This window comes from Rhizobium sp. 2YAF20, from assembly GCF_052114685.1.
Taxonomy (GTDB): Bacteria; Pseudomonadota; Alphaproteobacteria; order Rhizobiales; family Rhizobiaceae; genus Rhizobium.
In genome coordinates this window covers 27520-50755 of record NZ_JBFRFF010000002.1, presented here as the reverse complement: position 1 = coordinate 50755, position 23236 = coordinate 27520, and the positions used below count along the sequence as shown (strand labels likewise).

Below are 23236 nucleotides of genomic sequence, written 5' to 3'. Positions count from 1 at the left end.
AGTCATTCAGGAGCATTCGATTTGAACTGGATCACGAATTACGTTCGCCCACGGATCAATTCCATGTTGGGCCGCCGCGAAGTCGCGGAAAATCTCTGGATCAAGTGCCCGGAGACGGGCGAAATGGTCTTCCATAAGGACCTTGAAGACAACAAGTGGGTCATTCCCGCCTCCGGCTTCCATATGAAGATGCCTGCAAAGGCGCGCCTGCTCGATCTTTTCGACAATGGCGAATACGAAGCCTTACCGCAGCCGAAGGTGGCGCAGGATCCGCTGAAGTTCCGCGATTCGAAGAAATATGCCGATCGCCTGAAGGACAGTCGTATCAAGACCGAACAGGAAGATACGATCGTTGCCGGTGTTGGTAAGCTTCAGGGTCTGAAGATCGTTGCCGTCGTGCATGAATTCAATTTCATGGGCGGGTCGCTCGGCATCGCCGCCGGCGAGGCCATCGTCAAGGCTTTCGAGCGCGCCATCACCGAGAAGTGCCCGCTGGTCATGTTCCCCGCTTCGGGCGGCGCGCGCATGCAGGAAGGCATCCTTTCGCTGATGCAGCTGCCGCGCACGACGGTTGCTGTCGACATGCTGAAGGAAGCCGGTCAGCCCTATATCGTCGTGTTGACCAACCCGACCACCGGCGGCGTTACAGCCTCCTATGCGATGCTTGGAGACATCCATCTGGCCGAGCCGGGCGCAGAAATCTGCTTTGCGGGAAAGCGCGTCATCGAGCAGACCATCCGCGAGAAATTGCCGGAGGGCTTTCAGACCTCGGAATATCTGCTGGAGCACGGCATGGTCGATATGGTGATCAAGCGCCACGACATTCCGGATACATTGGCGCGCCTTTTGAAAATCCTGACGAAGAAGCCCGTGGAAGCCTTGTCGAAAGAGAGCAAGGAGCTTGTGCTCCCGATGGCTGTTGGTGCCTGAACAACGATAGATAGACGAAAGGCGGAGGTGCAGGATGATACCCATGGACCAATCCGCAATGAGCGAGGCCGGACAGGAAATCGAAAAACTTCTGGGACTGCATCCCAAAGGCTTCGACCTGTCGTTGGATCGCATAACCCGCCTCCTTGACGTGCTCGGAAATCCGCAGAGGAAACTTCCGCCGGTCATTCACGTTGCGGGAACCAACGGCAAAGGCTCGGTCACGGCCTTTTGCCGCGCGCTGCTTGAAGCCGGAGGTTTTGCGGCTCACGTTCATACCTCCCCGCATCTCGTCAACTGGCACGAGCGCTACCGAATGGGCGTCAAGGGTGGACGCGGACAGCTCGTCGACGATGCCGTCTTTGCCGATGCGCTCAGGCGGGTGGCAGATGCCAATGATGGCCAGAAGATCACCGTCTTCGAAATCCTCACCGCCGTCACCTTCATCCTGTTTTCGGAACATCCGGCTGATGCCGCCATTGTCGAGGTTGGCCTCGGCGGACGGTTTGACGCCACCAACGTGATTTCGAACCCCGCCGTCTCGGTGATCATGCCGATCTCGCTGGATCACCAGCCATATTTGGGCGATCGTGTCGAATTGATCGCCGCGGAAAAGGCCGGCATCATGAAACGCGGCCTGCCTGTTGTCATTGGCCATCAGGAATACGACGCAGCGCTCGATGTCCTCATGGCGACCGCCGAGCGGCTGAATTGTCCGACTGCGGTCTATGGTCAGGATTATTCAGCACATGAGGAATATGGCAGGCTGATCTACCAGGACGAATTCGGGCTCGCCGATCTGCCTCTGCCGCGGCTGCCGGGCCGTCACCAGCATGCCAATGCCGCAGCCGCCATCCGCGCCCTAAAGGCGGCTGGTTTCAGCGTGACCGAAGCGATGATGGAAAAGGCGATGGTGTCCGTGGATTGGCCGGGACGGCTCCAGCGCCTGTCGGAAGGCAAACTGATGGCGCACGCACCGGCAGGCGCCGAGATCTGGGTCGATGGCGGGCACAATCCCGGTGCCGGCGAGGTCATCGCCGAAGCGATGGCCGGCTTTGAAGAGCGTCAGTCACGTCCGCTGTTCCTGATCACGGGCATGATCAATACCAAGGATCCGATCGGCTATTTCAAGGCCTTCGCCGGCCTTGCCGAAAAGGTCTTCTGCGTCCAGATCCGCCATAGCGACGCGATGATCGATCCGGTCATCCTTGCCAACGCGGCTTACGACGCCGGCCTGGTGGCGGAGCCGATGACGACTGTCGCCGATGCACTTGACGCGATCACAGGCAGCTCGTTGCCTGACAACATCGCGCCGCGGATCCTGATCGGTGGCTCGCTTTATCTGGTTGGAGATGTGCTCTCCGATAACGGCACGTCGCCAAAATGAAAAAAGCCCGGTCGAAGCCGGGCTTTTCGTCATGACCTGATCTCACACCTTAAGCGGCATTCGAAATCCAGCTCGAAAGAGCGGACTTCGGCGCTGCGCCGACCTTGATGTCGGCAACTTCGCCGGCCTTGAAGATCGCGAGCGTCGGGATCGAACGCACACCGAACTGTGCCGCCAGTTCAGGATTCTCATCGATGTTCAACTTGGCAACCTTGACCTTGCCAGCCATTTCGACGGCGATTTCCTCAAGGCTTGGAGCGATCATTTTGCAGGGACCGCACCATTCAGCCCAGAAATCAACAACGACGGGTTCTGAAGAGTCCAGAACTTCGGTTTGGAAGTTTGATACATCGACTTTTACGGTAGCCATAGGCTGCTTGCTCCTTACGGGAATTTCAGTTGAACCAGATGTGATGGCGCGGCGCCGGAATTTCAATGTCCGGTATTTCACTTTGTCTTGAGTTCGGCAAGCGTCGATAAAAGTGCAATGTCGCTGAGAGTATGGATCGACGCATCCTCGGTATAGACCAGAACGCAGTCTATACGCTTGCCGGGGTAAAGTGGAGCGAGGATCTCACGGTAGATCGCAAGCTGCGCCCTATGAGCGAATGGGATGTCGGCGGCCGTGGGCGGAGGCACGCGATTGGTCTTGTAGTCGAGGATAATGACGTGACTGTCGAGCACCGCCAGCCGGTCGATCCGGCCGGAGACCGCAAATGTCTGTCGATCGAGCGCCAGAGTGCCCATGATCGAGACTTCCGCCTGCGCGTGGGCGCCGAAGACATCTTGCATGTCGGTGTGTGTCACCAGCGTCAGGACCGAATGAACGAGCCGATCGCGTTCCACCTGGGGCCAGAACCTGGCGGCGCGCTCGGCATAGCGCCCCGCGGCATCCGCTCGGTCCCCGAGAGCGATGTCGGGCAACATCTGCAACATCCGGTGAATGAGCCGACCTTTTTCCAGCGAGCGGTCCGATCGTGGTGTGTCGGCAAATAGCGCCGAGGTGACCAGCAGATCGTCTGCCTCGTCATCGATGATGGTGCCAGCCCCTGAGGGGCTCAGCGGACGCGGCAGCTGACGTTGTGGCGGCAACGGCAGGGACAATTCTGCCGGCAGGGATAGCCGCTCCGCCCGCCGTTCCGTCTTGTCGGCGGGCTGAAACGTGCGATCGATCCGTCCGACACGCCACTCAAATCCCTGCCATTCACCGTCAGGGCCGGCAAAGGTCGCCGGCGTGCAGCGATGGCTATCCGCGCCGATCGCCGAGGAGATCATCATGTGCCAGGTATCCGGATTTTCCCGGATGCCGCGGTAGCCGCAGACGATAAGGCGGTCTGCGGCACGCGTCATTCCGACATAAAGCAAACGTCGGTATTCCTCCTCAGCCTGGCTCTGAATGCGGACAGCGTCGATCTGTGTCAACGAATTGGCAAGCGCGCTGACCGGAACCCATACGGGGACCGGCACCTCGCCCGGTCTGCTTTCGAGTAGGCGCAGTTTCGGCAGATGCGTGTGGGTGAAGGATTTCGAGCCGCCATCAACGAGGAACACGATCGGCGCCTCAAGCCCCTTGGAAGCGTGCACCGTCATGATCCGCACCTCGTTGCGACCCTTGTCCTGCTCGCGTTTGACGACGGGTGCCTCAAGCTCCAGCGTTGAAACGAAGGCCTGCAATCCCGGCAAGCCCGAGGTCTCGTGGTCCAGCGTGAAGGTGAGGAATTCATCGAGGATATCGCTGACCTCAGTGCCGAGACGAGCAAGGAACTGCCGGCGACCGCCGTGGCTACCGAGCACGCGCGCATAGAAGTCATGTACGGAGCAAGATTTCGACAGCGCGATGAATATCGTCATCCGCGCGACGGCAGCGACAAATCGCACGTTGTCGTCGGTCGCGAATTTCTGAAGGTGGCTCCAGCAGCTTTCGCCCTCGCCGCGCAAGGCGGCAATGGCGAACACGTCATCTTCGCTAAGGTCGAACAGCGGGCTTTTCAATACCGCCATCAGTGACAGGTCGTCTGCCGGCAAAAGCAGGAAGCGGCCAAGCGCCAGGAGATCCTGGATAGCGATATGGCTCGTCAGCACCAGTCGGTCAGCACCTGCGACCGGGATATTGCCCCTACGCTTCAGTGCCCTCGTAAGCGCGTTGACGAAGGCGTCGCGCTTGCGGACGAGGACAAGGATATCGCCGGCCTCTATGGCTCGTTTCTTACCTTTTTCGACAATCGTCTCTTGCCGGATGAGCGCGCCGATCGTATGGGCCATGCGCCGCGCCAGGATTGCCGCCGGTGCGCTTTCCGGCGCAGTATCGAAGGGCGCTGTCCAGTCCTCCTCCCGCAATGTTGCTTCAGGCGCAATCATCTCCCAGAGATCGACGGCACCCGGATGGCCGATCCGGCTCGACCGGTGCACCACCGCTTCGCCCGTGGCACTCAGGCCGCGGGCGTTGCCGGGATCGGTAAAGACGTGATCGACGGCGGACAGGACATCTTCGGTCGAACGGAAGGAAAGCGGCAACCGCACCGGCGAGAATGCCTGGCCGCCGGCCAAGACCCGCTGGCGCGTCCGGTCGCTCTCTTCGGAAAACCGCTCCGGCCGCGCCCCCTGAAACGAATAGATCGACTGCTTCTCGTCGCCCACCGCAAAAAGCGTCCGCAATGTCGGCCTGGCGCTTGCGCCGGAGAAGAAATCCTCCGCCAGCGACTGGATGACGCTCCATTGAATCGGGCTGGTGTCCTGCGCCTCATCGACAAGGATGTGATCGATGCCCTGGTCGAGCTTGTAGTGGATCCACGGACCAACGCCGCTCCGCGTCAGAAGATCGGCCGTACGGGTGATGAGGTCTTCGAAATCAAGCTGGCTGCGCTGTTTCTTCAGGTCTTCGTAGTCGCGGTTGAGCCGATCGGCAAGCGTCAGCGCCGCCCTTGTCGCGCGGTACATCCGCATCACCTTCATCAGATCACGGCAGGCGGCCACATGAGCGCGTGCAGCAACAACAGCCTCTGCAAGGTGCGGAGCCTCGGCCAGCATCGCCTTCACGAAGAACTGCCCGTCGGCCTTTGGCTCGCCCTTTAAGGTCAAGAGCACCTTCTCGAGGATCTCGGCGCGCGCGGCCGGATCGCGTGCCAGTGCAGCGAGCCTTAGTCCATAGGCTATCTCCTGAGCCTTGGCGCCACCCTTGAGATCTGCAAGCGTTAGATAGAGATCGAGTGTCTGGCCGTTGAGACCCGGCAACGGCCAGTATTGCTGAGCAATGCTGACTTCTGTCTCGCTTGCCGAAAGGTCAAGGCGTACACGAAGCAATGTGTCGACGCCGCCTTGCTGCTCGGCCGCAAACGTAAAGCGGCGAATGGCGTTGCGGTTGGCCACGATCTCCCTGAGCAACCCCTCCAGTCCGGTCTCGTCGCCAAGATCAAGCACATGGGCAAAGGCCTCGGCGAGGCCAGAGTCCTCTTCCAGCGTCGTTGCGGTCAGCAGTGAGCGGCGTGCATCGGCCAGCAGCGTCGATGCCGCGCGGTCGTCTAGCACGGAGAAATGGCCGGCGACGTTTGCTTCCAGCGGAAATTGGTGCAACAGCGCCTCGCAGAAGGCATGGATGGTCTGGATTTTCAAACCGCCGGGCGTTTCCAGCGCCTTGGCAAAGAGTCGCCGCGCCTGCGCCAGCTTGAAGATGTCAGGCGTCTCGCCCTCGATCCCGGCAATCCTTGAACGCAACTCCTCGTCGGACAGCGTCGCCCATTCGGCCAGCCGTTCGAACACCCGGTTTGACATTTCCGATGCTGCCGCCTTGGTATAGGTGAGACAGAGAATGGCCGAAGGTCGTGCGCCGGCAAGCAGCAGTCGAATGACGCGCTGCGTCAGCACATGCGTTTTTCCAGAGCCAGCGTTGGCGGACACCCATGCCGAACGCATCGGATCGGAGGCGAGGGATTGCTGGATCGTCGTCCATCCGATCCAGGTTCCAGGATCGTCTCCCTCGGGAAGATCAGCCAGATCATTCATCGGTTGCCTCTTCGGTTTCAGCGGTCGACCACTCCGCCACGCGGGCAAGGTGATCGTAGTCGCCGCCAAACTCGAACTGCTGTGCCGGAACGAGGCGCGAAGAAAAGCCTTTTTCACCCGATTGCAGCAACAGGACGAACTTTACCAACTGGTCGATGGACTCTTCTGCAAGGTCCATAGCCGACTTCGGTTGCGTTCTGGTGCTTGCTTTCGCAAGCTCGTTATTTACCTGATCGACCTTGAACCGATTGCCGGGCCTGAGGCGGACATAGAGCAGGTTCTCTGGGATCAACGCCCCGACATCGCGAAATGCGCCCGCCTGCAAAGCATAGGCCTCGAGCGCCAGCTGCGGGTCGAGCAGGCTATGCGCCTGATTGGGCGAGGGATTGAATCCGGTCTTGTAGTCGATGATGTCGGCCGTATTGCCGCGTTTCAGGTCGATCCTGTCGGCGACGCCAGTAAGTTTGACGCCTGCCGGTTCGATCTCGATGCCGCCCCGCACTTCGGTGAAAGTGCGACGGGCTTCGTGACGGCGCTCCATCTCCCAGTTCAGAAATGCTCGTGCGACTTCGCGAAACCGCGGGCGCCAGACACTGTCGATATGCGCTGGCAGTTGCTCTGCATCAAAGAGCTCGGAAAGAATGTGCTCCATCGCCACCACGGCGTTCGGGGTGCCGGCAACATGGCCCTCGCGGATGAAGCGATCGACGATCTTGTGATAGAGCGTTCCGCGCTCCGCAGCGCCCGGATCGCGATTGAACGGATCAATGGGGTCAAGTTTGAGGACACGTCTTGCATAGATCGCATAGGGGTCTCGCCGCAACCGGCCGACCTCGCTGAAGGAGTAGCTTTTTGGTTGCAGCAAAGCCGGCGGCGTTGGCGATGGCCGTTGCGCCGGGCTCTGATTTGCCCCTTCGTCGATTTGCGCCGCCCAGTTGCGGAAACGATCGCCGCGCTCTTTCAGGTCGGCAGCAAATCCCTTGCCACCCAACGCCATCAGGCGCTGCAGCCAACGGGACGCGACCGTCGGCGTCGAACCCTGGCGCGTGGCTCGAGAATAGATCAGCTCGCGCGTGCCGTTCGCCATCTCGAAGTCGTGCGCCAGTTGGCCGATGCGCCGCTCCGGCGGCTCCAGCCCGATCTCGGTTTTCATCGTTCGCGAAATGAACGGATTGTTGGCGGTCTGGCCAGGCCATGATCCCTCGTTCAGCGAGCCGAGAATGAGCGTATCGACGCTCTGCAGTCGCGCTTCCAGCGTGCCGAAGATGAAGATGCGTGGATGGCTCATGGCTCGTGGCTTCACGGCCTGCCCCGCGCTCAGCGCCGCCATGATGTCGATCCATTGCGGCCCATCGGCGTCCATCTGCCCATCGGCATCCATGACCTCGCGCAACACCCTGGCAAGCGCATCGCCTGCTTCTCCCGACCAGAGAGACGCAAGATCACCGCGTTCATCGGCGGCAACGGCCTCCAGCGCACGTCCCGTGTGCTCTGCCCATTTGGAAAGTGCGAAGCTGGTCGTCAGGCTGCGCCCTCCGACCGTGTGCCGCACGATTGCCGAGGCGAGAGGTTCTGTGGCCTCAGCGATGCGCAGTGTCAGGAGGCGGGCATGGTCCGCTGCCTCGGCGGTTAGGCTCTTGCGCCACTGCGGTTGATGGCGGTCTGTTGATTGCTCGGCAATCCGTTGTTCGAGCAACGGTCCGAGCGCCGTGATATCGACCTCCACGACGCCACCGCGCAGGGCAAGAAGCTCGAGCGCCTCGACTGATTGCTCGAGGACCTCGCGGGGGAGCCCGAAGCGGGCAAGCGGATGTTTCAGCAGCGCCACGATGGCGACAGGGTCACCGGGACGAAGGGTGGCTTCGAGAAGAAGTTGCAGCAGGCCACCTTGCAGCGTGGCAGACAGCGGCGTGCCGGCCGAATCGTCGGCGGTAATGCCGAAGCGGGTCAGTTCGGCTGTTACACGGCGCGCGAGGTTGCGGTCCGGCGTGATCAGCGCCGCTTGGCTTTCGCCGTTCTGTCCCTGCTTTTCGAGTGCCAACCGGAGCGCGATGGCAATCGCCGTTGCTTCCTCACGTTCGTTGGCGGCTTCGATCAGCGATACCTCGGCGAATGCTTGGGTAATCGCGCCAGTCGGCAGCGTCTTCTGCCATTCGCCCCAGCCGCTGGTCGCCTCTGCCGGCGCCAGCGCGCGCGACAGAATCTCTGCGCGAAGCCGCATGTCTGGCGCCGCTTGCTGGACGGTCTCGACGTCATGGCGCTGCGCCTTCAGTCGCAACAGCAATTGCGCCAGGCCGTATTGCGAGTGACTTCGAGCAGTTGGGTCGGCGCTCCGGCCATCGCGCAGCGGCGGCGCGACGATCATCCAGTCCTCATCGGGCATAGCAAGATCGAGACCGGGAAGCACGATCACGCCTTGAGGGAGTGCTGCAACGGCGGCAATCAGATCGGCGGTCGCGGGAACGGAGCCGGTCGAGCCGGCGACGATGATCGGTCCCGCATGCTGCATCGTCGCCAGCCGCTGCGCCTCGGCGCGCAGGATGGCGTTGCGATGCCGCGCTGGCGATGATTTGCCGAGCTCCTCCAGACGAAGAGGCCAGAAGCTGCTGGCGATCTGGAGAAACTCCGCGGTCAGCTGCCACCAGAGCGCATGATCCTGCGCATCCAGTTTGCCGAGATCCGCCCAATCGCGGTCTTCCGTCTCGATGGAATCGATCAGCTCGGCCAGATTGCGTGCCAGCCAGATCGCATCTGCCGGACTTGCCGGGGCTACCAGCGGCGAATCCGAGTGGATGTCGCGGACGATCTGCGGCAGCCGGTTGCGCCAGGCAAGAATGAGCCGCGCCAGCTCCAGCAGGCGAGCGGTGTTCGACAACGGCTGCGCAACGTCGGCAATTGCCGGCATTTCCTCGTCGAAATAGCCGCTGTCGTCGTCGGTTTCCCCGAGCGGCCGGATCACTGGCAGTATGGCGGAGCGGCCACCGAGCAGATCGACGAATTCTGAGCGCAAGACGCGGGCTGCACGTCGCGTCGGCAGGAATATGGTGACTTTGGCAAGCGACAGGGGATCGGCGGGGTCGTGGCGGAAATGCTCCGTCAGTCGGCCGTCGCAAAGCGCCGTGGCAAGGGTTTTCAGGAAAGGCAGGCCCGCCGGGATCGTCAGGATGCGTTGGCGACGGCCTTCCGTCATGTCGACACTGTCTCCTGGATGCGTCGGATAGTTTCTTCCGCTTCGCCGATGGCCTCCGGCGTCCCAACCGTCAGCCAGTGGCCCTGAAGAACCATGCCATAAAGCCTGCCGCGCTCGATTGCCCTGTCGAAGTAGATGTTGAGATTAAAGGCATCTGAAGGTGCGTCGTCGAACAGCGAAGCGTTCATGACGATGGCGCCGGCATAGACGACGGGGCTCGCCATATCCCCGGCGTAGCGTTCAAGCCGTCCGTCTGCGGCAAGGCTGAAATCCTTCTTGCCGTTATGGCCGGTCGTATCTTCGAGTTCGACGCAGAGCAGCGCCATGTCCATTCGCTCCGGATCGAAGAAGTCGCCGAGCCGTTCAAGATTGGTCGGCATCCCCTCCCGCTCGCCGATCCAGAACAGATCGGCATTCATGACGAAAACCGCACCACCACCGAGAAGCTTCAGGCCCTTTGCCAATCCGCCGCCCGAATTCATGAGCTGCTCCCGCTCGTCTGAGATCAGAATCTCCATTCGCTGGTAGGAGCTGAGATGGTCCAGCATCTGGTCAGCGAGATAGTGAATGTTGACGACAGCTTTTTCCACCCCGGCATCGGCCAGCGCATCGAGCGCATAGTCAATCATCGGCCTGCCGGCGATCTTCACCAGCGGCTTTGGAATGGTATCGGTGATCGGGCGCATGCGGGTTCCAAGCCCCGCCGCTAACACCATAGCCTGTTTGATGGTCATTTGATCCGGAAGTTATGATTCGCTGGCTGCTATTCCAGCCCCTGCGCACCATTCGCGCAAGGGGGCGAGGGCCTCGTGCTCGAAAGCGACCTGAAGATAGATCAAGGTTCGCGACATATGCTTCAGATATCCGGGCTTTCCGTCCCGTTGCTTGAGACGCACCCACAGGCCCGCAAGCTTACAATTACGCTGCGCCGACATGATGGCCCAGCTCTTGAGGAATTCCGTCTCGTTGAATTCGCCCTGCTCGCGTCGCAACGACAAATAGTCGGCCATCAGCTCTTCGAACAGGTCGCGGTTGATGGTAACTCGCGCATCCTGGACCAAGGCGGCCAGATCGTAGGAGGTCGGACCGATCATCGCATCCTGGAAGTCGATGATTCCGACCCGACGGATGCCGGTTTCCTCAGGCCGCCAGATGATGTTTGGCGAATGCACATCGCGCAGCAGCAGGTTTTTTTCCGAGCCTTCCAATTCGTCGATCAGGCCGTCCCATATGGCGAGATATTCCTGGCGCTCCGCCTCTGTCGCCGCCACTCCCCTTTTCCACGGCAGATACCAGTCGAGCAGCAACCTTGCTTCCATTTTCATGGCAGTCCGGTCGAAATCGGGGATGTGGTGGATATGTGCGGGCGTGACCTCTATGTCGCGCGGCATTGCCAGCGAGTGAAGATGGGCGAGGCAGGCGACGCTTGCTAGATAGCGCTCACGGATCGGCAGCCCTTCCGTGTCGAGAACGCCCTCGGTGCCGAGGTCCTCGATCAGCAGAATGCCGTTCTCATAATCAACGTCGTAGATTGCTGGCGCGGCAAGGCCACTGCCCCTGAGCACATTCGAAATCGCCACGAAGGGATAGGCGTCTTCGGCGAGATGCGCGACCTTGGGATAGGGCTTGCCGTCGAGCACTGCGGGCCCTTCCGGCTGCCGCGGCCAGTCCATCAGGATGAGACGCCTTGAACCATCTTCGGGGTAGATCGACTCATAGGCCCGCAAGGACGCGTCGCCTGTCAGGAAGCGGCGTCCAGCGTCGTGATATCCGTGCTCGTCAAGGAAGGATCGAATTTTCAACACGCGGCGGATTCGCGCCGTTTGCGCCGGAGGTGCCGTGATGGTCGCACGTCGTCCACTCCCTTCATTGTCCAGCCTCAGGTCGATCCGCTCTTTTGGCAACTCGCCGCCTGCCATCTCCGGCCATTCCACCAGGCAGATTCCGATGTCCAGCGCGTCATCAAGGCCGAGTTCGTCAAGTTCGCTGGAATCGCCGAGCCGGTACAAATCGAAATGTGAGACGGGGATGGGCAGGTCATAGGATTGGACGAGCGTGAACGTCGGGCTTGGGACGTCCAGTCCGTCGTCATCCGCTACCGCGCGGATAAAGGCGCGGGCAAGCGAGGATTTCCCGGCGCCCAGATCGCCGCTAAGCGCCAGGCAATCCCCGATCTTCAGCGCCAGCGCCAAATCCTCGCCGAGCCTGCTCGTCGCGGCTTCGTCTTTGAGAAAGAGCGAGATTTCCCCGTCCACCGCGGTCACTCGGCTGCGACGACGGAGCTGGGCAGTTGAGCGGAGGGGATGCGGCAGGTGACAACGGTGCCCTTGCCGGGTTCGCTGTCGATGGTGACCTGTCCATTATGCAGGCTGACGAAGCTCTCGACGATGGAAAGGCCGAGGCCCGCGCCGCTGCGCTTGCCGCCCTTGCCGTTCGAGGCAAAACGCTTAAATACCGCCCTGATCATGTCTTCAGGAATGCCCGGACCCTGATCCGACACGGAGAAGACAAAGTCTCCGTCTTCGCGATGGCATTTCAGCGAAATAACCGATCCCTCGGGCGCGAAATTCGCGGCATTGTTCAAGAGCTTCACCACGATCTGCTTCAGCCGCTGCTGATCGGCAACGACGCTGCCGAGATGTGCTGGCGCGACGATCTCGAGTGTCACGCCGCTTTCCTGCAGCCGGTCGGCGATCTGCATCGATACGTCGTCGAGGAGTCCGTCCAGAGAAATGTCGGAATAATTGAGGCGCATGATGCCGGCATCGACCGTGGCCAGATCGAGAATATCGTTGACCAGCGTCAAAAGCAGCGAAGACGACGTGGCTATATGATCGACATATTCGGCCTGCCGGTCGCTGAGAGGACCGATGCCCGGCGTCTTCAAGAGATCGGAGAAGCCAATGATGTTGGTCAGCGGCGACCTTAGCTCGTAGGACACGTGCTGGACAAAGTCGTTCTTCAATTCGTCGGCCTTGCGAAGGGCCTCGTTCTTTTCGGTCAGCGCCCGCTCGGCACGCACGCTGTCTGTCATATTGACGAAGGTCAGCATTGTCTGCGCATTGGGTAGCGGAATGACCGCGTAATCGAGCACCAGACCGGAGAAAAGCTCGAGTGTTCCCTGCGACGAGGGTCGTTCGTCTTCGAAGCTGGTGATCCGTTCGGCAAAGCGTTTCCAGCCATCCGGCTGGTCATAGGAGAGTGCGCAGGCGTCCGCCACGGCGCGGATATGGGTGCCGGGCTTGGCTTGCACTTCGGTGATGCCCCACAGCGCGCGAAAGGCGGGATTGGACAGGCGGATACGGCCATCCGCCCCGAAGACCGCGACACCTTCGGAAAGATGGTCGATCGTCTCGCCCTGAACCTTCACCAGCGTATTGTAGCGTGTTTCGAGATCGACCTGCTCGGTCAGGTTCTCGAACACCCAGGTGGCCCCGCCTTGTGGATGCGCAGTTGCAAAGACGCGCAGCGTCTGGCCATTTGGCAGATGCCAGAGGTCTGATTGCGTGTCGAGCGCGCGATAGACCGAAAGCGCGCTGTCCTTCCAGGATTTCCAATTCAGCGGCTCAGGCAGCTTCTTGGCTGCCCGCAGCCGCTCCAGCAGCTCGCTGTTGTCGGGCTTGGATTCGAGGAAGGCTATGTCCAGTTCCCATAGCCCGACGAAGGCCTGGTTATAGAATTGCAGCTTTCGATCTCCGTCAAAGATCGCGACCGGCGTCCCGAGGTGATCGAGGGTCTCGGCATGGCTCTTCAGCGTGCGCTCAAGCTCGGCGCGAACCGCCTCGGTTGCGGAGACGTCAATTGCGATACCGGACGAGCCGCTTGGCACCTTGACATCGACAACATCGAAGAAGGTGCGGTTGCCACGCACGACCGTTGAAATCTTGTCGTGAAAGGGGGACTCCGGCGTTGTCGAGGACCGGATCCGCTCGCGAGCAATGGTCGTCAGGAACTCACGGCCCTCACGGATCGCTTCTTGCGGCGAGACTGCCTCCACCGCCTCGCCATAAGCCTGATTGACCCAGGTGAGTTGGCCGTTGGCATCGCGCTGCCAGACCGGCAGATCGATGGCATCGAGCAGGCTCTGGAATGCCGATATGGAAGTCATCAGCCGGTCGCGCTCAATCTTAATCTCGGCAAGCTCGGCGCGCAGATTGTTAAGCGCAATGAAGCGGACGAAGGCCCGGCCACCGGAAATTCGGCCCTGCGCTTCGAGTATCTCCTCGCGGTTGGTCTCGACCACCATGTCGAAGGACTGGCCGCTGCCGCGCAATTTGTCGATTGCCTTTTCAAGGTCGCCTGCCGACCACGACTTAAGCCAGCGGCCGAACGCCAGAAACTCATGATCCTGCGGTGCGCCTGTCTCAGCGGGAAGCTGGCCAAGCAGTTCCGGCCGCGTGTTCGGCCCATCCCAGATCACGATCCGGCGATTCTTGTCGGCGATCAACGCCTGATATTGGGAAATACGCTGGTTGGCATCGGAAAGCGCCGACCGGATTTCGCGGCTCTCGGTCTCAAGATTGCCGCGTTGACGGACGAGCCAGATGGTGGAAAGAAGTGCGGCGGATATGACGCCGAGGACAACAGAGAACGTCACCATTTCCGAAGAGGTGAAGAGGCGCACGGCGGTCGGCATCTTTGCTTCGGCCTGGGCAAAAGCGGGGTGCGCCAGACCGGCTACGGCGGTGCCGCAGGCAAAGCGTGACAGGAGCCGAGCGATCGGCTTCATCGCATACAGATTACCCCAACGGCGTCCGCCCGGGGTCTCCAACGGCCTAGCCACCAGCTGGCACGCGAGGGCGACGCACGCTGCCGCCTCAGGCCCGCTTTCGTTCATTTCCGACATTCCCGGTCTGTCTCCGTCCTATAATGTGCCGCATCTCGACAAGACATCCCATTTTCGTGCGTTCCGAAGATCGGTTCGTCACGAATCAAGTGCCAAAAGAATACCGCCTAAGGGAATCTGCGGAAAGGGATTAGCCCAAAAAATAAGCCGCGGCATTTGTCAATGCCGCGGCCACAACATCTTGTGTATATTGATGTTTGGATCAGTATCTGTAGTGGTCAGACTTGAACGGACCCTGCGGTGTGACGCCGATATAGGCAGCCTGTTCGTCGGAAAGCTCCGTCAGCTTTACGCCGAGCTTGGCCAGATGTAGACGGGCGACCTTCTCGTCGAGATGCTTTGGCAGCACGTAGACCTGGTTGCTATAGGCCTGCGGCTTGGTGAACAGCTCGATCTGGGCCAGCACCTGGTTGGTGAAGGAAGCCGACATCACGAAAGAGGGATGGCCGGTCGCATTGCCGAGGTTCAACAGGCGACCTTCCGAAAGCAGGATGATGCGGTTGCCCTTGGCGAATTCGATCATGTCGACCTGAGGCTTGATGTTGGTCCACTTCAGGTTCCGCAGCGAGGCAACCTGGATCTCGTTGTCGAAGTGGCCGATGTTGCCGACGATCGCCATGTCCTTCATCTGGCGCATGTGCTCGATGCGAATGACGTCCTTGTTGCCGGTCGTGGTGATGAAGATGTCGGCAGAAGAGATCACGTCTTCAAGCGTCACGACTTCATAGCCGTCCATGGCCGCCTGGAGTGCGCAGATCGGATCGACTTCAGTCACCTTGACGCGGGCGCCGGCGCCGCTGAGCGATGCGGAGGAGCCCTTGCCGACGTCGCCATAGCCGCAGACGACCGCGACCTTGCCGGCCATCATCACATCGGTGGCGCGACGGATGCCATCGACCAGCGATTCCTTGCAGCCATACTTGTTGTCGAATTTCGATTTGGTGACGGAGTCGTTGACGTTGATCGCCGCGAAGGGAAGCAAGCCCTTCTGGCTGAGTTGGTAGAGACGGTTGACGCCTGTTGTCGTCTCTTCGGTTACGCCCTTGATCGCGTCGCGCTGCTTGGTGAACCAGCCAGGCGATGCGGCAAGCCGCTTCTTGATCTGTGCGAAGAGGATTTCTTCTTCTTCGGACTCAGGCTTCGACAATACATCCTCGCCGGCTTCGGCGCGGGCGCCGAGCAGGATGTACATCGTGGCGTCGCCGCCATCGTCGAGGATCATGTTGGACAGACCGCCATCGGTCCACTGGAAGATCTTGTCGGTGTAGATCCAGTAATCGTAGAGCGACTCGCCCTTGATTGCGAAAACCGGAACGCCTGAGGCAGCAATGGCAGCAGCGGCGTGATCTTGCGTCGAAAAGATGTTGCAGGAGGCCCAGCGAACTTCAGCGCCGAGCGCAACCAGCGTCTCGATGAGAACAGCGGTCTGGATTGTCATATGGAGCGAGCCGGTGATGCGTGCGCCCTTCAGCGGCTTCGTCGTGCCGAATTCTTCGCGGCAGGCCATCAGGCCGGGCATTTCGGTTTCGGCGATCGCGATTTCCTTGCGGCCATAGTCGGCAAGGCCGATATCGGCGACGACGTAGTCGTTTTCAGTGCTCATGAGGAGGTCTCCAGCCTGGATGAGGCACCCGGACCGCCGGCTAAGTTGCGGCGACGGAATGCACGGGAATTGCCCGCGCTTGGCGCAGGCGGATAATGCCCGTTTAGCAGGCTTCATTGCGGAAAGCAATGAGGATATAAAGAGGTCTTTATGTCTTTATATGACCGATGGCTGGGTCATATCTCCTCGCCGAACTTGTCGGCGATCAGCTGGTCGAGTGCCTCGAGCGCTTCGGCCGCCTGGTTTCCGCTGGCGGTGACGACCACGCTGCATCCGGGGCTGGCCGCAAGCATCATCAGGCCCATGATCGAGTTGCCACCGACCGTCGTTCCATCCTTGGAGACGGTGATTGCTGCGTCGTAGGCCTCGACAGTCTGGACGAATTTGGCCGATGCGCGGGCGTGAAGGCCGCGTTTGTTGATGATCAGAAGTTCACGGGAGTGCGATGTCATGGGCGCGATAGCGGTCTCGTCATTTGCCGCTCAAGACGCGGCTGGCCACGTTGATATATTTTCGCCCGGCTTCGGATGCCTCAACCAGAGCCTTTTCCATATTGTTTTCACCACGGACGCCGGCAAGCTTGATCAGCATCGGCAGATTGACACCTGCGATCACCTCAGTATGGCCGCTGTTCATGACAGAAATCGCGAGATTGGAAGGGGTCCCACCGAACATATCAGTGAGGATGATGACGCCATTCCCGTCGTCGGCGCCGGAAACCGCCCCAATAATGTCCTGCCGCCTTTGATCCATGTCGTCTTCAGGACCGATCGAGACAGTCTCAATGAATTTCTGCGGACCAACGACATGCTCGACCGCATGCCGAAACTCTTCAGCCAGCTTGCCATGAGTGACAAGCACAAGTCCGATCATGATATTACTGCTCCCATCGCATAAGCAAACAGGTGGCCCATATCGCAACGCAGCAATCGCGTCCACCGGTGGGGGCACATCTTGGCCATGAAAAGTCGAAGTGCAAGCCAAAAATGCATAAATGGGGTGCCCGCCGCCAAGCTCAAGGGATTATCAGGCTGTCCCGATCGCTATTTTTGCCATGATGATGGCGAGTGGATTGGGAGAGCTTGCGAAAAGTCTGATGACTGGCAAGGAAACATTCTCAAGGACCTCTATCCGCTCGTCTTCCTCGGGAAGTCGCTCCGCCGTCAAGGGATCGACCGGCAGTATGGCGCAATGCATTTGGGCGTGAGAAACATGGGGCAACCGGACGATCCCGGTACCGCGGATTTCCATCAGCCCGGCAATCGAAGGCGGGCATTCGGCCGATAGACAGTGGTCGCGCGCCGATATGAGAACACGATCATCGGCCACCAGCGCTGCAGACAGTCCAAGCGGCTTGGCGGCGGCAAGGCAAAGGAAGGCAAGCGACGTCTTTCCAGCTCCAGACGGTCCGAGGAAGAGCAGGCCGGTACCGCCGACAACGATCGCGGTGCCGTGGATGTTGGCCGATTGCTTCGTCATGTGTGCGCTTCGGCTGGCAGTGACAGGATGAAGCGGGCGCCCCGTGTCGCACCACTTTCCGGATCGACGATGTTCTCAGCCCGAAGCGAGCCGCCATGCGCCTCGGAGATTTGGCGGCTGATCGAAAGCCCGAGCCCAGAATTCTGCCCGAAGCCCTCCGCCTCCGGCCGATCGGTATAGAAACGTTCAAAGATCCGGTCGATATCCTCTGCCTGTATGCCAGGGCCGTTATCCTCGATGTAGGCAACGCAGCGCGTCCGCGTCCGCACCAGCCGCACGATGATCTTGCCGCCGTCGACAGGTACGAAGGAGCGCGCATTCTCGATCAGGTTGGTGATGATCTGGCTTATGCGCAGGTCATGGCCGTTAATCGTGAACTTTGTCTTGGGCCCCGCCTTGCGCTCGACGACATACTCGATCTCGACCGCCTTCTTGGTGTGGCGAACCTGCCGCGACAGGTCAACGAGATCGCGCAGAAGAACCTCCATGTCGATGAGTTCGGCATCGCTGCGGGCAAGCTCGGCGTCAAGCCGCGAGGCATCCGATATATCGCTGATCAAACGATCGAGGCGACGCACATCGTGCTGGATAACATCCATCAGCCGCTTCTTGCTGTCCTCGTTACGGGCAAGCGGCAAGGTCTCCACGGCGCTGCGAAGCGACGTCAGCGGGTTCTTGAGCTCATGGCTCACATCGGCCGCGAAACTCTCGATCGCCTCGATCCGGTCATAAAGGGCGGTCGTCATTTCACGCAGCGCTATGGAAAGATTGCCGATTTCGTCCTGGCGCGCGGAAAAATCCGGAATTTCCTCGCGCTCCTTCGAGCCTCGCCGAACCCGGATTGCTGCCGCCGAGAGGCGTCGAAGCGGATTGGCAATCGTCGAGGACAGAAGCAACGACAGCACGACGTTCACCAGCGTCGCGACCCCGAAGACGCGCATGATCGCAAGCCTCTCCGCGTGAACTATCTTGTCGATGTCGCCGGCCTGCGTCGACAGCAGCAGTACGCCGAGCACCGCTCGCGAACGCTGGATCGGCACTGCGACGGAAACGATCAGTTCGCCCTTTTCGGTGCTGCGCACGACGGCACCTCGAACGCCGGTCAGGGCATTCATCACCTCCGGATAGATAGAGCCGTCGCCGCCGGGGGCTTCCTTGTAGACCGGCAGGTTGCTTGGCTGCAGCATCTTGTTGAGCAGGCCGGTGAACCAGTCGGACCAGTTTTGCACCTCGTCGTCGACTGGCGGAAGGTCGAACCGAAGCACTTGGCCGCGGGAATAGAGATGGCGCGAATCTAGCAGGAGATTTGCGTCCGCGTCGAAGATGCGCGCGCGCGTGCGCGTCGGCGAGATCAGGCGCCGGAGAACCGGCGCGACCTTTTCCGGGTCGATCGGAAATTCGAGGTCCTCGTCGTTCGGTACAGGCGTGATGCTTTGCCCGGCCTGAAGCTCGAGAAGCTTCTCCGGGTCGATGGTAATCGAATTGGTATCGACGGAGGCGGAGGCCGAAACGGCGCCGGCAATAATTTCGCCCTGCGTCAGAAGGCTTTCGACACGGGCATCGATCAATCCTTCGCGGAACTGGTTGAGGTAGAGAATACCGCCGACAAGCACCACAAGTGCCGTCAGGTTGAAGAAGAGGATGCGCCGTGTCAGACTCGAGAAGACGGCATTTCCGAAGATCCGCCGGATGATCGTGAACGGATGCGTCCAGCGCCGGCCGGCAGTGCGGGCACCGGTCGGGCTATCCGTGTCGTCGATGTCTCTGTGCTGCACCAGCTGTGCCAAGCTTCGGCCCTTTCGAAGGACAGGACCGGCAATCCTACCCAAAAGCCCTTATTTCATAGTCGCGCCGTCAGCGGGCGGCCATCAGGCCGCCTCGCGGAAGCGATACCCCACTCCGTAGAGTGTTTCAATCATATCAAAGTCGACGTCGACCATCTTGAATTTCTTTCGCAGCCTCTTGATGTGGCTGTCGATCGTACGGTCGTCCACATAAACCTGCTCGTCATAGGCGGCATCCATCAGCGCGTCGCGGCTTTTGACGACGCCGGGCCGCTGAGCCAGCGAATGCAGAATGAGAAACTCCGTGACCGTCAGCGTCACCGGTTCGCCCTTCCAGGTGCAGGTGTGCCGCTCCTGGTCCATGGCGAGCTGCCCCCGCTCCAGCGAGCGAGCCTGCAGCACGGCGCCAGCCTTCGGCGTTCCGCCGCCACCGGCTGCCGCCGCAGCCTCGCGGTTGGAGGCGCGGCGAAGCACCGCCTTGACGCGCTCCACCAGCAGCCGTTGGGAGAAAGGCTTGGTGATGAAGTCGTCGGCGCCCATCTTCAGGCCGAACAGCTCGTCGATTTCCTCGTCTTTCGACGTAAGGAAGATAACCGGGATGTCCGATTTCTGGCGCAGCCGGCGAAGCAGCTCCATCCCGTCCATGCGCGGCATCTTGATGTCGAAGATCGCCAACTGCGGTGGGCGAGCCAGAAGACCGTCGAGCGCAGAGGCGCCGTCGGTATACGTCTCGACCTTATATCCCTCGGCTTCCAGAGCAATGGAGACGGAAGTCAGGATATTGCGGTCGTCGTCAACGAGCGCGATTGTCAGCATGGTGTTCATCTCCGTCATCAATGCGCATCTCCCGGAACAGGTTTCCAGCCAGGTGGCTTGCCAGCTCGGTCGGCTTACAAGGCGCGCTTATGGGGGATAAAGGTGGAACAAATTGTGGCAAAGATAAAGGGGCGGTATCGACGTCTTTGACGCGTACCAATTTAAAGTTGCGTCCCGCGACAACGACAATTTCTGTCTTTCAAACGATTTAAAAATAACAGTCCAAATTTAAATCGATTAAATATCTGATATCATTATGCTTTTAACAATATTTGCTCTTGTGCTTTGAAATAAACGTCTCTACCGTTCGTTTACTTTCCCATCACGACGGCTTCAGCAAAGGAAGATAAACGATGCAGGTGTTAGGAGTGCACAACCCGGCGATAGGGCTGGAGACGATCGGATTTAGCAATGCGGAGAGCATTCGCTATAACTTTTCGGAGGCCGCGCTATACGAGGAGGCGATTCGCCGCGGCGAAGCCGACCTGACCGCCCATGGGGCACTGCGGGCTATCACCGGCCAGCACACCGGCCGCTCACCAAAAGACAAGTTCGTTGTCCGAGACAGCACGACCGAAGACCAGATCTGGTGGGACAACAACAAGCCGATGTCGCCTGAACACTTCGCGTTGTTGCAGGAGGACATGCTCGCACATGCGCAGGGCAGGTCGCTCTTTGTCCAGGACCTCATCGGCGGCGCTGATATCGATTACGCCTTGCCGTCACGCATCGTCACCGAATTTGCCTGGCACTCGCTGTTCATCCGCAATCTTCTGATCCGGCCGGATCGGTCGACGCTGGAGCAGTTTGTTCCCAAGCTGACGATTATCGATTTGCCGAGTTTCCGTGCTGATCCAGAGCGTCACGGCTGCCGGAGCGAAACCGTCATCGCCTGCGATCTCGTCAACGGTGTGGTTCTGATTGGCGGCACGTCCTACGCCGGTGAGATGAAAAAATCGGTTTTTACCGTGCTGAATTACTTGCTGCCGGAAAAGCACGTCATGCCGATGCATTGTTCCGCCAATGTCGGGCCTGATGGTGATGCGGCGGTCTTCTTCGGTCTCTCGGGCACTGGAAAGACCACGCTTTCGGCGGATCCGAACCGGACGCTGATCGGCGATGACGAGCATGGTTGGGGCGAAAACGGTATCTTCAATTTTGAAGGCGGCTGCTATGCCAAGACGATCCGTCTCTCGGCCGACGCAGAGCCGGAAATCTATGCGGCAACGCGCCGTTTCGGTACCGTCCTTGAAAACGTCGTTCTCGACGAAGAGCGCATTCCGGATCTGGATGACGGCTCGCTCACGGAAAATACCCGGAGCGCCTATCCGCTGCATTTCATTCCGAACGCGTCTGAAAGCGGCATGACGGGCCATCCGCAGACGATCATCATGCTGACGGCGGATGCCTTCGGTGTCATGCCGCCGATTGCACGGTTGACCCCGGAGCAGGCGATGTACCACTTCCTTTCTGGCTACACCGCGAAGGTAGCCGGCACGGAAAAGGGCGTGACCGAGCCGGAAGCGACGTTCTCGACATGCTTTGGGGCGCCGTTCATGCCCCGCCATCCTTCCGAGTATGGCAATCTGCTGAAGGAATTGATCGGTCGCCACGGTGTGAAATGCTGGCTGGTCAATACAGGCTGGACCGGCGGAGCTTACGGGACAGGTCGGCGCATGCCCATCAAGGCGACGCGCGCATTGTTGGCCGCCGCGTTGAAAGGCGAGCTCGACAACGTCGCGCTCCGAACCGATGCCAACTTCGGCTTTGCGGTCCCAGTGGCCGTTGACGGCGTCGAAAGCAGTATTCTGGACCCGCGCTCGACCTGGCCGGATGCGATGGCTTACGATGCGCAGGCAGGAAAGCTAGTGCAGATGTTCACCGCCAACTTCACCAAGTTCGAAGATCATGTTGACGGCAACGTGCGCAACGCAGCACCGGGACTGTCGATAGCCGCCGAATAACGCAAGCTACTGACGATTCACGTGAAACCCGGCGGCATCCCGCCGGGTTTTTCAATTTCAGCGGTGACCTGTTTTCAACCGCGCGCCGATATGGGATAGACGGGCGCGGAGAACATCATGGCCAGCGACGCGCTTTATATCAATGACAGGATCACCATCGCCGGTTGGGAGCTGACGGAGCAGTTCGTGCTTGCGGGCGGCCCCGGCGGTCAAAACGTCAACAAGGTTTCGACGGCAGTCCAGCTGTTCTTCAATATCCAGAACTCGCCTTCGATGAACGACCGCGTCAAGGCGAACGCGATGAAGCTGGCCGGCCGGCGTCTTTCGAAGGAGGGCGTGCTGATGATCGAGGCAAGCCGCTTCCGCAGTCAGGACCGCAACCGGGAGGATGCGCGCGAACGTTTGAAGGAAATGGTCCTGAAGGCTGCCGAACCTCCGCCGCCACCGCGGCGGAAAACCAAACCGACGAAGGGCTCGATCGAACGACGGCTGAAGGAAAAATCCGGTCGCGCCGAGGTCAAGAAGATGCGCGGCAAAGCCTCAGGCGGCGAGTAGGCGGCTTCTTGCCGGGCGTGATCCGCCTATCGCGCTAGTCTCGACCCCCGCCGACGGAAAGATGCTCATGCTGCTGCCCAATGGAATTAGACATCTGCCCGAATATCTGGACCGTCCTCGCCAGGAGGCGCTCGTTAACACCGTGCGTGCAATCGTTGCAGAAGCGCCGCTTTATGTCCCGGCCATGCCTGGAACCGGCAAGCCGATGTCGGTGCGAATGAGCAATTGCGGATCGCTAGGCTGGATGACGGACAAGGCAGGCGGTTATCGTTACCAGCCGACGCATCCTGTAACGGGTCGACCCTGGCCGGCTATTCCGCAAGATTTGCTCGCCCTATGGAGAGATATAGCTGGCTATGCCCTACCCCCCGAGGCCTGCCTGATCAATTTCTACTCCGACGACGCCAAGATGGGTCTCCATCAGGATCGCGACGAAAAGGATTTTGGCGCTCCTGTCCTGTCTGTCTCGCTCGGCAACGCCTGTCTTTTCCGCGTCGGCGGCACGCAACGGACAGATCGCACGCTATCCTTCAAGCTTTCCAGCGGCGATATCGTTGTGCTCGGCGGCCAGGGGAGGCTCTGTTTCCACGGCGTCGACCGCATCTATCCGTCGACCTCGACCTTGCTGAAAAACGGCGGACGCATCAATCTGACGCTTCGCCGCGTCAATCCATGACCACGTG

General features: G+C 60.1%; 17 protein-coding genes. 5 read left to right on the top strand and 12 right to left on the bottom strand.

Annotated elements, in window-relative coordinates; all coding sequences use genetic code 11:
• The first annotated feature begins 21 nt into the window (after nucleotides 1–21).
• Both accD and AB4Z52_RS04375 read left to right on the top strand, forming a co-directional pair.
• Nucleotides 22–930: an acetyl-CoA carboxylase, carboxyltransferase subunit beta gene (accD, locus tag AB4Z52_RS04380; protein ID WP_442216692.1), complete on the top strand. Its 909-nt coding sequence runs from the start codon at nucleotides 22–24 to the stop codon at nucleotides 928–930.
• Between the two features lie 34 nt (nucleotides 931–964).
• Entirely contained in the window at nucleotides 965–2317 is a 1353-nt protein-coding gene (locus AB4Z52_RS04375; protein WP_442216691.1) for a bifunctional folylpolyglutamate synthase/dihydrofolate synthase, read from the top strand.
• Between the two features lie 49 nt (nucleotides 2318–2366).
• Here AB4Z52_RS04375 and trxA read toward each other — a convergent pair whose 3' ends face one another.
• From trxA to AB4Z52_RS04315, 12 genes are all read right to left on the bottom strand, one after another.
• Complete coding sequence (gene trxA, locus AB4Z52_RS04370; RefSeq protein WP_442216690.1) at nucleotides 2367–2687, bottom strand: thioredoxin; 321 nt, start codon at nucleotides 2685–2687, stop codon at nucleotides 2367–2369.
• A 77-nt stretch (nucleotides 2688–2764) separates the two neighbouring features.
• The gene (addA, locus tag AB4Z52_RS04365) at nucleotides 2765–6316 is read right to left on the bottom strand and encodes a double-strand break repair helicase AddA (protein ID WP_442216689.1); all 3552 of its coding nucleotides are present in this window, start codon (nucleotides 6314–6316) and stop codon (nucleotides 2765–2767) included.
• Complete coding sequence (gene addB / locus AB4Z52_RS04360; protein WP_442216688.1) at nucleotides 6309–9506, bottom strand: double-strand break repair protein AddB; 3198 nt, start codon at nucleotides 9504–9506, stop codon at nucleotides 6309–6311. Before addB ends, addA begins: the two co-directional genes overlap by 8 nt.
• The gene (locus AB4Z52_RS04355; protein ID WP_442216687.1) at nucleotides 9503–10240 is read right to left on the bottom strand and encodes a nucleotidyltransferase family protein; all 738 of its coding nucleotides are present in this window, start codon (nucleotides 10238–10240) and stop codon (nucleotides 9503–9505) included. The genes addB and AB4Z52_RS04355 overlap by 4 nt, the downstream gene beginning before the upstream one ends.
• 12 nt (nucleotides 10241–10252) lie before the next feature.
• Entirely contained in the window at nucleotides 10253–11761 is a 1509-nt protein-coding gene (gene tsaE, locus AB4Z52_RS04350) for a tRNA (adenosine(37)-N6)-threonylcarbamoyltransferase complex ATPase subunit type 1 TsaE (protein WP_442216686.1), read from the bottom strand.
• Nucleotides 11762–11766: 5 nt separating this feature from the next.
• A complete protein-coding gene (locus AB4Z52_RS04345) occupies nucleotides 11767–14235 on the bottom strand; it encodes an ATP-binding protein (RefSeq protein WP_442216996.1) in 2469 nt (822 codons plus the stop codon).
• A 319-nt stretch (nucleotides 14236–14554) separates the two neighbouring features.
• Entirely contained in the window at nucleotides 14555–15955 is a 1401-nt protein-coding gene (gene ahcY, locus AB4Z52_RS04340) for an adenosylhomocysteinase (RefSeq protein WP_442216685.1), read from the bottom strand.
• 176 nt (nucleotides 15956–16131) lie between these two features.
• Nucleotides 16132–16407 carry an HPr family phosphocarrier protein gene (locus AB4Z52_RS04335; protein WP_442216684.1) on the bottom strand — a complete coding sequence of 92 codons (276 nt, stop codon included), beginning with the start codon at nucleotides 16405–16407 and terminating at the stop codon, nucleotides 16132–16134.
• A 19-nt stretch (nucleotides 16408–16426) separates the two neighbouring features.
• Nucleotides 16427–16828 carry a PTS sugar transporter subunit IIA gene (locus tag AB4Z52_RS04330; RefSeq protein WP_111163189.1) on the bottom strand — a complete coding sequence of 134 codons (402 nt, stop codon included), beginning with the start codon at nucleotides 16826–16828 and terminating at the stop codon, nucleotides 16427–16429.
• 153 nt (nucleotides 16829–16981) lie between these two features.
• Nucleotides 16982–17434 (bottom strand): HPr kinase/phosphorylase, encoded by a 453-nt coding sequence (locus AB4Z52_RS04325; protein WP_442216683.1) that lies wholly within the window; start codon nucleotides 17432–17434, stop codon nucleotides 16982–16984.
• Nucleotides 17431–19221, bottom strand: a complete 1791-nt coding sequence (locus tag AB4Z52_RS04320; protein ID WP_442216682.1) for a stimulus-sensing domain-containing protein — start codon at nucleotides 19219–19221, stop codon at nucleotides 17431–17433. Before AB4Z52_RS04320 ends, AB4Z52_RS04325 begins: the two co-directional genes overlap by 4 nt.
• An 81-nt stretch (nucleotides 19222–19302) precedes the next feature.
• On the bottom strand, nucleotides 19303–20034 hold the full coding sequence (locus AB4Z52_RS04315; protein WP_442216995.1) for a response regulator transcription factor: 732 nt from the start codon (nucleotides 20032–20034) through the stop codon (nucleotides 19303–19305).
• Between the two features lie 353 nt (nucleotides 20035–20387).
• On the opposite strand from AB4Z52_RS04315, the gene AB4Z52_RS04310 reads away from it, so the two are divergent.
• From AB4Z52_RS04310 to AB4Z52_RS04300, 3 genes are all read left to right on the top strand, one after another.
• Nucleotides 20388–21998 (top strand): phosphoenolpyruvate carboxykinase, encoded by a 1611-nt coding sequence (locus AB4Z52_RS04310; protein ID WP_442216681.1) that lies wholly within the window; start codon nucleotides 20388–20390, stop codon nucleotides 21996–21998.
• A 117-nt stretch (nucleotides 21999–22115) separates the two neighbouring features.
• Entirely contained in the window at nucleotides 22116–22553 is a 438-nt protein-coding gene (gene arfB, locus AB4Z52_RS04305; protein ID WP_442216680.1) for an alternative ribosome rescue aminoacyl-tRNA hydrolase ArfB, read from the top strand.
• Between the two features lie 67 nt (nucleotides 22554–22620).
• Nucleotides 22621–23229, top strand: coding sequence for an alpha-ketoglutarate-dependent dioxygenase AlkB family protein (locus tag AB4Z52_RS04300; RefSeq protein ID WP_442216679.1), 609 nt, complete (start codon nucleotides 22621–22623; stop codon nucleotides 23227–23229).
• The last annotated feature ends 7 nt before the right edge of the window (nucleotides 23230–23236 follow it).